Origin of the sequence: Synechococcus sp. PCC 7335, assembly GCF_000155595.1 — a bacterium.
Classification (GTDB): domain Bacteria; phylum Cyanobacteriota; class Cyanobacteriia; order Phormidesmidales; family Phormidesmidaceae; genus Phormidesmis.
On record NZ_DS989904.1, the window covers coordinates 2,990,423 to 3,002,512 of the forward strand.

The 12,090-nt window shown below is 47.3% G+C and carries 10 protein-coding genes; 3 read left to right on the forward strand and 7 right to left on the reverse strand.

Features of this window, described 5'->3' with window-relative positions:
* Nucleotides 1–9: 9 nt before the first annotated feature.
* From S7335_RS13015 to S7335_RS13050, 7 genes are all read right to left on the reverse strand, one after another.
* Entirely contained in the window at nucleotides 10–561 is a 552-nt protein-coding gene (locus S7335_RS13015; protein ID WP_006454394.1) for a globin family protein, read from the reverse strand.
* Between the two features lie 285 nt (nucleotides 562–846).
* The gene (locus tag S7335_RS13020) at nucleotides 847–1,221 is read right to left on the reverse strand and encodes a hypothetical protein (RefSeq protein ID WP_006453868.1); all 375 of its coding nucleotides are present in this window, start codon (nucleotides 1,219–1,221) and stop codon (nucleotides 847–849) included.
* A gap of 360 nt (nucleotides 1,222–1,581) precedes the next feature.
* Nucleotides 1,582–2,871 carry a methylglyoxal synthase gene (locus S7335_RS13025; protein ID WP_006454051.1) on the reverse strand — a complete coding sequence of 430 codons (1,290 nt, stop codon included), beginning with the start codon at nucleotides 2,869–2,871 and terminating at the stop codon, nucleotides 1,582–1,584.
* Nucleotides 2,872–2,874: 3 nt separating this feature from the next.
* On the reverse strand, nucleotides 2,875–4,233 hold the full coding sequence (locus tag S7335_RS13030) for an FAD-dependent hydroxylase (protein WP_006454089.1): 1,359 nt from the start codon (nucleotides 4,231–4,233) through the stop codon (nucleotides 2,875–2,877).
* Between the two features lie 53 nt (nucleotides 4,234–4,286).
* A complete protein-coding gene (locus tag S7335_RS13035) occupies nucleotides 4,287–5,060 on the reverse strand; it encodes a YebC/PmpR family DNA-binding transcriptional regulator (RefSeq protein ID WP_006455551.1) in 774 nt (257 codons plus the stop codon).
* Between the two features lie 115 nt (nucleotides 5,061–5,175).
* On the reverse strand, nucleotides 5,176–6,306 hold the full coding sequence (locus S7335_RS13040; RefSeq protein WP_006456176.1) for a glucokinase: 1,131 nt from the start codon (nucleotides 6,304–6,306) through the stop codon (nucleotides 5,176–5,178).
* Between the two features lie 565 nt (nucleotides 6,307–6,871).
* A complete protein-coding gene (locus S7335_RS13050; RefSeq protein ID WP_227499996.1) occupies nucleotides 6,872–7,441 on the reverse strand; it encodes a class I SAM-dependent methyltransferase in 570 nt (189 codons plus the stop codon).
* A 1,176-nt stretch (nucleotides 7,442–8,617) separates the two neighbouring features.
* Between S7335_RS13050 and trpB the strand changes: the two genes are divergently transcribed.
* From trpB to S7335_RS13070, 3 genes are all read left to right on the forward strand, one after another.
* On the forward strand, nucleotides 8,618–9,841 hold the full coding sequence (gene trpB, locus S7335_RS13060; RefSeq protein ID WP_038018224.1) for a tryptophan synthase subunit beta: 1,224 nt from the start codon (nucleotides 8,618–8,620) through the stop codon (nucleotides 9,839–9,841).
* 47 nt (nucleotides 9,842–9,888) lie between these two features.
* Nucleotides 9,889–10,512 (forward strand): ribonuclease H-like domain-containing protein, encoded by a 624-nt coding sequence (locus S7335_RS13065; RefSeq protein WP_006455064.1) that lies wholly within the window; start codon nucleotides 9,889–9,891, stop codon nucleotides 10,510–10,512.
* A 651-nt stretch (nucleotides 10,513–11,163) separates the two neighbouring features.
* Nucleotides 11,164–12,084 carry a glycosyltransferase family 2 protein gene (locus S7335_RS13070; protein ID WP_038016210.1) on the forward strand — a complete coding sequence of 307 codons (921 nt, stop codon included), beginning with the start codon at nucleotides 11,164–11,166 and terminating at the stop codon, nucleotides 12,082–12,084.
* The last annotated feature ends 6 nt before the right edge of the window (nucleotides 12,085–12,090 follow it).

Sequence of the window (12,090 nt, forward strand, 5' to 3'; positions counted from 1 at the left end):
TGCGTTGCGCTAGCCCCTGGAGTCGCGCTGAACATCTTGAGGATCTTCACCGTAGTGAAAGTGAGTGAGAGTCGCGATCGCATTTCTTACTTTCGGACTTTCCTCGCCGTACAGATCAAGCCATTCGTAGAAGGTTAGCTCTGGTTCGAGATAAGCAGCCGGATTGTCTGCTCCTTCAATCATGGTAGAGGCGATCACGTCATAGGCTTCTACCCATGCGGTTGCTAGCTGCTCAGTCCAATCCGCTGCCAAATACTCAGCAAAGGTCTCTATCAGCGCCTGACCGACTAGGGGATAGTGACTTTTGATCGTCCCAACTTCAGCGTGCCTAGCACCTAGACTCTTGAGAGCAGGCTGTAGGATATCGGGGTTACGTAAGTTCTCGATAATAGCAGCTAGCGAAAAAATTAGCTTCTTTTCTTGGATGGTCTGACTAGTTTCTGCGAAAAGAGGCTTTAGTTCTGGATGGTGATGAAAAAGGTTCTGATAGAAGCTTGCAGAAAATTCTATGGCTCGAGGAGAGATCTGCTCGAAGGATTTTTCTAGAAGCGCGACATCCATGAAGTTGCATAGGTAGAATTCGCTTCAAACTACAGTAGGCGATTGAATCAAAGGTGTTGTTTTTGATACGGAATCTAAGTGACAATAGCTACCCGATGCGTTATTTGAATAATTAAAATTTGCTATTCGCAATTACGCCCATCAACAAACTGAAATAGTTGTGCCACTTGACTAGCAGCTATAGCATATTCACCATTGGGTAATAGCAGTCCTTCAATTTCAAAGCGTGCTTACAAACCCCTTGCTGTTATTGGCAAGGGGTTTTCTTCACTTAAACGTCAAAACTCAAACGTCAAATAGGTACTGTGCAGTAACTACTCCTCTGAAGTATCTCCCATTCGCTAATCTGAACTCAACAACTGCCCAACGTCCGTAGTAGTGAATTACGTTTACTAAGTCTCCTGTGCGGAGTCTAATGTCAGGGGTAATTTCGGCGTAGTGTACCGGGTCTCTAACAATTAGGTAACCGTCTGAGTCATTAAGTACAACCATGTGCTTAGTGGCTTTGTACTCTTCCTGGCTAGTAATGTAGTAATCCCCATTAAAGGCATAGCTACTTATAGCGGGGTATGCCTCTGCTGCATTAGTAGTGGTAGTAGTAGCGCCTAAAGCAGTCAATAAACCTATTAGTGCTTGTTTGGCAGTCTTGGTAAATCTCATTTCAGTGAACTCCCATACTGATGGTTTTACCAAGCTTTCCCCTACCCAGAGATTTATTTGATACCGACCAGTACGTGAATATACTTTAGTCGGTATAATTTCTACCTTTGGTATTACCTGAAATTACTTGCGCCTATCATTTGAGTACAACGGGCATATACTCATACATTCGTTACAGCCTAAAGAGAGTGAGTGTCACTTACCTTCGTATGCCCAGCGAAGTTTAAGCCTGCCTCTGTCAGCAGCTACTTTTACCATTTCATTACGATCGTTTTTACGACCAACTTGCGACTACTTTCAATCCGTTATTTGAACAATTAAAAATTGCTATTTGCAACTATGCACATCGACAAAACAAACCTAATCGGTGACAATTGGTGCAAGGACTGTGAGCCCTTTGGGGATGCATTCAAATTCGACTGGTGTTGTGCCAATAATCTCTCCATCTACAACAACTTTTTGAGGAGGCGTGGTGGTGACTTTTATTTTGGGAACGCGCAGACTGAGAATATCTTCGTTTTGCGCCGGTCGTTTGACTAAAGCGGCGGTAAAAAGCTCGGCGATCGCCCCTAACCCCTGCAATCTTGACCCAATGCCTTGAGCCTCAATGGGCGAAAGCCCTAGGGTCACATCTAATAGCCCGTCGTCGCTAATCACCTGACCAAACCCTTGGGCTAACACAGAGGTCGGTGGTGCAGCGTTAGCCACAGTGATTGCATTGCACTCAAACTTGTTGATCTCTGTGTTGATTTCAATTTCCGCCTCGAATGCTTCTTGATCCGCAATTTGTTGCATTCCCGCAACGAGATAGGCTAGCACGCCAAAGCGATTTTTCATTTCTCGATTCGCTCGCTCTACTGTCTCTGCTTCAAATCCAATGCCGCCGAGCAAAACCATCGGCAGTCCGTTGCAAGTAGCTGCGTCCACCTGCTTTGTAGTTCCAACCAAGATCGTTTCGCAAGCGGCTTTGAGATTGGTCGGAATGCCTAGTGCTACAGAAAAAGCATTGGCAGTCCCACGCGGTATCACACCTAGCGGAATGTCGGTTTGCATGACGGCTTCAGCGACGGCAGATACCGTACCATCGCCACCAGATGCGATGACTAGATCAGCGCCGGATGCGATCGCATCACGCGCCTGCTGTGCAGGGGTAACGTTAGGATCTGTAAGTATTACATTCACCTGAATCTGCGGCTCTAATATGTCGCGAATCAGCTTTAGGTCTTGATCGGGATTGCCTTGGCCAGAAACCGGATTAAAGATCAAGTGCGCTACTCGGCTTTTGGCCAGCGCTAGCACCACAGCGGTAGCCGTGGCTAGGTTGGTTGCCAGCGGCACGTTATGCAACTGGCAAATTCGCAGCATCAGATTGACATCGGTACTGGCGTAGTGAGTATTGAATGGATCAGCTAGAAAGATAACGGCGGCGACTTTGCCTTCGGCTACTCGGGCGGCAATCTGGACATCGCCACCTAGGTCTCCCGGTAAGAGCGTTTCGACGGTTAGTGCCGTATCTTGAACAATGCGATCGCCGGTTGCTTTGGTTGCTATCAATTGGTAGCGAGCGAATAAAGCCGCATACTCAGTGACGAAGCTAACCAGCTTGTCTTTATTACTATCTTGGGCGATCAGAGCAATGGTGGTTGGCATTGCCTACTTTGCCTTAGTCGGCAGCTTACCGAAAAAGCCTGTCATTAGTCTCAGTATCAGCCGTTTTAGCGGTGTCACGCTATCTAGTATCCAAATGCCGACGCGTCTAGCAGCCACCAGTGGTAGGAAGCGATTTGAAAAAGAACGATTTAGAAAGTCAGTCAAACTAAGCGTGAACCAGTTTTCTGTTCTGCGCCAACGCTCATAGCGTTTGAGCACCTTCAAGCTACCTAGGTCTTCACCGGCTTGGGCTGCCTGTTGAATAATTTCAGCTAGCGCCGTAGCGTCGCGAATTCCCATATTCAACCCCTGTCCACCAACGGGATGGCAGCAGTGAGCAGCATCGCCGACTAGAGCCATGCCTGGCAGCACGTATCGTTTGCTTTGCATGAGCTGTACTGGGAACATCATCGGCTCATTCACCAACCGTAGCTGCCCCATCTGATTGCCATAGCGAGCCGATAGCGCCTGTAAGAACTGTGCTTTCGGGAGGGCAAGCATGGCCTTTGCTTCGGCGTGCGGTGCGGTCCAGACAATTTGGCAGCGATTGTTGGGCAACGGTAAGATGGCAAAAGGTCCGCTAGGCCAGAATTTTTCATACGCCGTATTGCCATGAGACTTTTCAGGTTCAAGTACAGCGGTGATACAAGACTGCCAGTATTTCCAGCCAAAGGTTTCGACTTGAGCGCGCTCGCGCACCCCTGATCTAGCTCCATCAGCTCCAACGATCAGCTGTGTACAAAATTCATAGCGCCGAGTGTTGTGTTTGACGGTTAGCTTCTGCTGTCTAACATTCGACTGCCCAGAGTGCGAATCTATCGGCGAACCCACCATAGAAGGCATACCAGGTTGTGCTAGTACCTGAGCTTCGCACCAATAGTCGATATTGTCTGCTGCTAGAACTGCCGACTGTAGAGCTGCCATCAGCACCGTATGCTCAGCGGAATAATATACTGCCCCACGTTTACTCTGGCTAGGCGCATGCTCTGGGCGAAACGTAATGGCCTTATGATAGTCAGCGTCCGATAGCTTAACCTGTTCAAACGGGGTAAGCTGCGGCCCTACCGTCTCCCAGAGCCCTAATCCTTCCAAGATTTTGGCCGAAACGGGCGAAAAGGCGTAGGCTCTTTGTCTATTGGCTGCCTGCTTCGCCGTTTGCACCTCGATTACAGCCACTCGCATGCCTGTACCACGCAGTCCACAGGCAAACACCAACCCAACAATACCACCACCAACTACTGCTACGTCATAGTGCTTTACCTCAGGCGATGTTCTGTCGCTAGAATCAACTAAAGAAGCTGGATGGGTGGGCGCGATCGCTTGATAGGTAGAAGCTGAGCTATGAGCTGCGTGGGCAATCATAAAATGGAATCAAGTTACATGCCTTTACATTGTCGCGTGTGATTTGGGATTGATCAACCTGGCATAACTTCAGCCATGACGGCTTCAGACATATCGAAGTTAGCAGTGACAGATTGCACATCGTCTGAGTCTTCTAGCGCGTCCATCATCTTGATTAAAGACAACGCAATGTCAGGCTCTTCTATCTGCACAGTATTAGAGGGAATCCATCTCATTTCTACTGCTTGCACTGAGTAGTTCTTCTTTTGCAATGCGCTACTGACAGCTTCTAAATCAGCAACTTCGCATAGGACTTCTACACCCTTTTGCTCTTCTTCAACCTCACCTACCATTTCATAAGACTGTGCACCTACTTCCAAAGCATCTTCAATTAGTGCTTCCTCGTCCACCTCTCCTACCAAGGTAACAACGCCTTTTTGGTCGAACATCCAGCCCACACAACCGGTCTCACCCAAGTTTCCACCATTTTTACCAAAGGCCGTTCGCAGGTCTGCTGCTGCTCGATTACGATTGTCAGTTAGCGCCTCTATCAGCACAGCAACACCGCCCGGTCCATAGCCTTCATAGCGAATAGATTCAAAGGCATCTGCCCCATCTGAATTACCGCACCCTTTAGCGATCGCCCGGTCAATATTTTCTTTTGGAAAGCTGGCTGCCTTAGCTTTATCAATCGCCGTACGCAGCTGAAAATTACCGTCGGGATCGCCACCGCCCAGTCTGGCTGCGACGATAATTTCTCTAGAGAGCTTCGCAAAAACTTTTCCTTTTACGGCATCTACTCGCGCCTTCTGACGCTTAATGTTTGCCCATTTACTATGTCCGGCCATGAACGTTGTCGCAATAATCATCAACTCGATGATGATACCGAATTAATCTGTGCGGTTGCGCAGACATAGTAAATGGCAGGTATAAGCTCAGCCGCTAAGCCTTGTAGATCAACGATTAAACGTGGTCAGCCTGAGACGCTGTGGGCGAAAACTCACTACCGCTCTCCCATAGGTGCTGCTTGAAGTTGCGAGATGCCTTGAGCACTGCGCCGATCAGCCCAACCGATTGGTTTAGAACAACTCTTACCGGAATCTTATCTAGTAGATGACTAACTCGGCCTTTGCTAGCAAAGGCATACATAAATTCGCCGCTCTTAATTAAGTCCAAGTTCTTTGCGGTAACCCCTCCCGCAATATACAGCCCCCCCCTCGGCAGGAACTTGAGAGAAATGTTGCCCGCTTCTGAGCCATAGGCTCGGATAAAGATCTCCATTGTTTTTTGAGCCAGTAGATCTGTTTTATCTGTAGCAGCTTTTGAAATGATTGAGGCGGGATCGGTTAGCTTACTCCGTTGCCCAGCTCCTCTTTCCCAGGCATCCATCGCTTGACCGATCATGTCCGATTCGTTGGCATATTGGCGATCGCGCAAGAACTGATAGATAGAAATAATTCCCATACCAGAGACCACTCGCTCTTCTGAAACCCGCGAAATCTCATGCTTTTCTAGCAAATACTTACGCAACTGGAACTCTAGCTCTGACTGAGGGGCAAAATCGACGTGACCGCCCTCGGATGGAAACACCATATATTCGCCATTGCAGGGCAGCAAAAACCCTTGTCCTAGGCCAGTGCCAGCACCGAGCACCGCCTTAGGAGAAGCCTCAGAAGGATCTCCGGCCTGAAGCTCGTAGATATCTTCGGACTGCAGGCCTAGCACGCCGTAGCCGATTGCTTCAAAGTCGTTAATTAGCTGAACGCTTTTGATATCGAGTGCGCCGCTAAGAAATTCGCTGCGTAGGAACCAAGATAGATTTGTGAGCTGACAGGTATTATCTACAATGGGGCCCGCGATCGCGAAGCAAGCCGCATCCGGTTTCACCGTCGGTACCTGCTGCGTCGCCGCTGCTAGAAACTCTCTTACCATCGGCACAAACTCAGAATAATCCTGGCTCGAATAGCGCTCTTCGTAAAGGGTTTCTATGGTTAGTTTATGAGTCGCATAGTGCTGAATACTCACATCGTTTGCATAAGCGAGTCGTAGAATGGTTTTGGTTCCGCCAATGTCTCCAGCTAGCAGTTGGGCCATGAGTTTAGATGTTTTTAAATAGACTTCAAAGTAGGCAAATCTCTCAGGAGCACACTATCTTATGTAAAAGCTATTCACAAATTCCTAAAGGCAGAGCCCCGGATCTAGCGGTTTATGCAGTCTTAACGCCTCTGGTTTTGCTAGCAGTGCCACATTTTCTCTTTCAACATCAGCGCATTTTTGGTGCCTCTTCAGTGCTCCAGCGCTTGTATCCTCCACCTTTGCAGCTAAATTATCTATCTCTGATGCTCTAGGCCCTATACTCTTAGTCTCTTTCTTAGCATCTACAGATTTAATTCTTTGGGGGGTCGATTATCTCAGCTGGCCATAGTAGCGTACTCGAACCAAAGACAGTGCTGTACAAAGAGCTGGATTATCGACACGACCCTAGGGCTAGTATGATATCGCGACCTACCCAACGTTTTACTGTGCACAACTGATTGGGCATACCCTTTTTTACAGTCAGTATCAAATCGACAATCTCAGTGAAGACAGTCGATGGCGTAGCAGCGGAACGTGGTTGATTGTGACGAGTCTATCAGCAGAATTGGCTCCTAACTGAACCTTAGCCACTCAGTTCTTGACCGCTGAATGCTGACAATTTCTCTAAACGAGATGAAGTCATCGTTTTCTTACAATAGAATAATGGTTCACCTGGATCAAACCTCATAAGCTTCATTTCTTCGGATTCAACCAATTGCTCTCCAAAGATGACCTCTACGTCAAACCCAGCTTTCGTTAAGCGCTCTTTTATATCTAAACCGTAGAGTCGTACATGATCATCTTGCCAATACAGACGTTCTCTTTCAGCCGGATCTGTGATAGAAAGATCCTCTATCGTATTTTCCTTTGAAATCGGCACCTGAATAAGTGCCCATCCGCCTGGCTTTAAGGTTCGAAATATCTCCTCCATAGCCTTATGGTCGTCCGGTACATGTTCTAAGACATGGCTGCAATAGATAATATCGAACGTGGAATCAGGATTTTGTATATCGGTAATGTCCATCTTAACCATTGCGTGTGGGCTATTAAGATCTGCTGATAAATAGTCCACACCAGGTATTCGTTTAAACTTCTCCGTAAATACTGTTTCTGGTGCAAAGTGCAGTAGCTTCTTAGGTGTGGAGTCTGTCAAATTTGTACGGGAAGACAGATAGAGCCACGCTAACCGATGTCTATCGTGGGAGAGACAAACTGGGCAAACGATGTTTTGTCTTCTGCGGGACGCCGGTCCCTGTGCTAGGAAGAAACGACTCCAACTATTGCAGACACAGCAATATCTTTGACGGCCGAAGAAGAAAAGTCGGACAAGCGGTCGAAAGATATACCACGTCTTAATTACAGTGGGTTCTGCAGCGGCGGGTACAAGAGCTTTCAGCTTGGACACTACCATCGATTTACTCCTGTTGCTAAGGCACTATTAGTCAGCTAGTAAGCGGAATTTTTACGAATATATTTGCCGTCTCCAAAAACGTTTGGAATAATTTTGAAAGATATCTCATAATGCCAACTGAATCGCGGAGCAAGAAAGTCACACAAAATGATGCTCTGCTCATCTACAGTGGTTAACGTTTGGCATCTGTCCGTAACAAAGGAAATATCCTTCACTTGAACTATAGCGGAATATTTAGAGCTGGTAATGTGTCATACCTGACCTTTGTCGCTTGTGATTGAACTAAATTTCCATAGAAGTGACCAACCTCCATTGCTGGCTCGACGAAAGTGGCCTGTTCTAGGTAGCTAAACTACGTCTAGTTGCTATCAAAGCGATTGTTTCTATCACTATCTTTTGATTAGCTCACTCGGTATAAGACTTTAAGTTTCTTAATACTTCTGATAAATTTCTGTCCGCAATTCTTTGTAAGCGAGGCTTTGCCAACGCCTAGGATATACAAACTCTGCTGTCCAAGAGAAACCCTTAAATCTGAGTAGTCAATCTGAGTAGCAAATAGAGCTGAAACGTCATTGATGCGATTGCTCTGTGCCTCTGTACTCAAATTATGGCAGATGAGATGTGGTCGTTCTTGAGAAAAAGCAGAGATGCGAACCCGACGACATCGCTGTTGGTAACTGTTGGTTGGGTATCCGTCTCACTAACAGGGGTGTGTTCGTACTTAGTCTTCAAGTGGAGAAACATACCAATGCGTTCTGGTACGACCTCTGGGTCTGGCATGATATCGTGATCTGCCTAACGCTTTATTGAGCCGCAACTAATCCTTTTGTCGATTGCACCAATATACATATAATGGGGGACTTGTAAAATTAGGTGATCGCCGTGACTGTAACGCCTTTTGCTAAACCTACGCCATCTATTGACGATCAATCGCTTTCGTTGACAGCACGTCCCGATTCATTCGGTCGATTCGGCCGTTTTGGTGGAAAGTATGTGCCTGAGACTCTAATGCCCGCTCTAAAAGAGTTAGAGGAAGCTTACTATCAATATAGACAAGAAGCTGACTTTCAATCAGAGCTAGCCGGGCTGCTGAAAGATTATGTCGGCCGGGCCAATCCGCTATATTTTGCAGAGCGCCTGACCAAACACTATGCAAAAGCAGACGGTAGCGGTCCGCAGATTTATCTTAAGCGTGAAGATTTAAACCATACAGGGGCTCACAAGATCAACAATGCGTTAGGCCAGGTCTTACTGGCAAAACGGATGGGCAAAGAGCGAGTGATTGCCGAGACGGGCGCAGGCCAGCATGGAGTAGCGACAGCGACAGTTTGTGCTCGCTTCGGGCTAGAGTGCGTCGTCTATATGGGCGTAGAAGATATGCGGCGGCAGGCGTTGAATGTCTTTCGGATGCGGCTGATGGGCGCAACCGTGAGCCCGGTGAGTGCAGGTAGCGGAACGCTTAAAGATGCGACCTCAGAGGCGATTCGCGATTGGGTAACCAATGTAGAGACCACGCACTATATTCTAGGCTCGGTGGCAGGTCCGCATCCATATCCGATGATGGTGCGAGACTTTCATGGTGTAATTGGAAAGGAGACTAGGGCACAGAGTTTGGATAAGTGGGGCGGCACCCCTGATGTGCTGTTAGCTTGTGTGGGCGGTGGTTCGAATGCGATGGGCTTGTTCCACGAGTTTGTTAAGGAGACTCATATTCGCTTGATTGGCATTGAAGCGGCGGGTGAAGGGGCTGACACACAGCGGCATGCAGCGACATTAACGAAGGGTCGACCTGGGGTATTGCACGGAGCGATGAGCTATCTGTTGCAAGACAACGAAGGACAAGTGACTGAGGCACATTCTATCAGTGCGGGGTTAGACTATCCCGGTGTGGGACCAGAGCATAGCTATTTCAAAGACTTGGGCCGGGCGGAATACTACAGTGTGACTGATGCTGAGGCGCTAGAGGCATTTCAGCTAGTATCGCGCTTAGAAGGGATTATTCCGGCTTTAGAGACAGCGCATGCGTTTGCCTATTTAGAGACACTATGTCCGACGTTGACTAATGAGAAAGTCGTGATTAATTGTTCCGGGCGAGGAGATAAAGATGTGCAAACGGTTGCAAAGGTGCTGAAGTTTGAATAGATGATCAGTTTTGATTGAAAACTTGTTGCTTATTTAGGAGATCTTGGGTGGAGAATTTCGAGGTGTGCGATTACGATTTGACCCCACAGTTACTAGAGCGATACATCCAAGCTGATGCGATCGCAGTAGATACTGAAACCATGGGGCTAAATCCCTTGCGCGATCGCCTGTGTCTAATCCAGCTCTGCGATCCCGGTGGTTACGTCTGCGCTATCCGTACAGAACGAGGTCAAAGCTCGGCTCCAAACCTGAAGCAGCTTCTAGAAGAGAAGAATATCACCAAAATCTTTCACTTTGCCCGGTTTGATCTTGCCACCTTGCAACATCATCTGGGCATTGTGACAGCACCCGTATTCTGTACTAAGATTGCCAGTAAAATTGCGCGTACCTACAGCCCTAGTCATGGACTAAAGTCTTTAGTCAAGGAGCTAATTGGTATTGAGCTAGATAAGTCGCAGCAAAGCTCTGATTGGGGTAATGCGGCGGCTCTTAGCGATGAGCAGCTCAGCTATGCGGCAAATGATGTTCGCTACCTATACGTGCTACAGAACAAGCTAACGGAGATGTTGAAAAGAGAGGGACGATGGACCCTAGCGAAACAGTGTTTAGACTGTTTACCTGTTTTTGTAGAATTAGACTTGAGGCAGTTTGGCAGTGTCTTTGAGCACTAGAAAGGAATTGAAAGCAGTTTGGCCACGAACTTTCGACTGCGAAATTTATGGCTCTGTCTTTATGACCATATGAAGGCTTGCTATGGGTGATGAAGGCTTGCTACGGGTGAGTTCTTAAGGTGCGAAAGTGTAGACTACAGAGAATGTTACATCCTAAGCCATACTTCATTAACACTTCAAGAAATAGTCTTACTTTAAACTTCAGCTAAAGATATGAATAATCTCTATTGATTACACATACTTTCTGCTATAAGACACCTGACTCTTTACTTTTTATCCATGCTGCTATTTTCTTGATTGTTGATACCTGTATTGAATGATACCTGCAATATTTTTCGAGGTTGATAGGAGTTTTTCGTATTACCCTTGAAGGGGAATTGTTAGCGGTGTTGAGCTTATCCTCTCGTATTTGATTTTTATTTGATTAGACAACTCGTACTGTGTCAGGCCTGCTTTGTGCTTCTTAATACCTGCTACTAGCGATTAGTGAACTACCCTAAATAAATCAATATTTCTAAAGTCACTATTCAAGTTGGGTGAATGAACTTAAGGCTTAGCTCGCAAATATTAAGTCAAATACTAAAGTAAATTAGTGTTTGGGCATTAGTGTTTAAGCGCATATCGACATTCTCTCGCTACTTCAAAACTGTTATGGACTACCCTATCTTTTCTATCGTCGTACCTACCTATAACCGGCCTGAGCAACTTAAAGGATGTTTGAAGGCACTTGCTAAAATCGACTATCCCCGTGATCGCTATCAGGTGGTCGTGGTCGATGATGGTAGCCAACAGCCATTAGATACCGTCGTGGAGCCCTTTCTAGACGAGCTAGAGGTGGCTCTTTTGCGGCAGGAGAATGCTGGACCAGCAGCAGCTAGAAATGCGGGTGCTCAGTTCGCTAAGGGGGACTATATTGCCTTTACCGACGATGATTGTATGCCTTCGGCCGATTGGCTACAGCAATTTGCGATCGCCCTCGATGCCCATCCGGATGCGATGATTGGTGGCCATACGATCAATGCCCTCCCTCACAACCTATACTCTACGGCTTCGCAGGCGCTAATTGACTACATTTATGAGTACTACGGTTCGAGTAGTGCTGGCATCTTTTTCGCTTCTAACAATATTGCAATGTCACGATCGCATTTTCTAGAAGTCGGTGGCTTTGACGTTTCTTTTCCGCTAGCGGCAGCCGAAGATCGTGAGCTGTGCGATCGCTGGCAGCAGCGCGGTTACCCTATGCATTATGCCCCCGATGCGACCATTCAGCATGCCCACGCGCTTTCTCTCAAGTCGTTTTGGCGGCAGCACTTCGGCTATGGCCGAGGAGCTTTTTGTTTCCACAAGGCTAGAGCGCTACGCTCAGCGCAAACTATCAAGGTTGAACCCGTCGCCTTTTATACTGACTTGCTGACTTACCCGATGAAAAATGGTCCAGCGAAAAAGGGTGGTCTTAGGGGTCCTCTACAAGTCTCAGGCCTATTCTTCCTATCACAAGTCGCAACAGCAGCTGGGTTCTTTTGGGAGAAGTTGAGCGAACAGCGTCAGCAGAACAGCGTAATCAGCAGCTGAGTATCT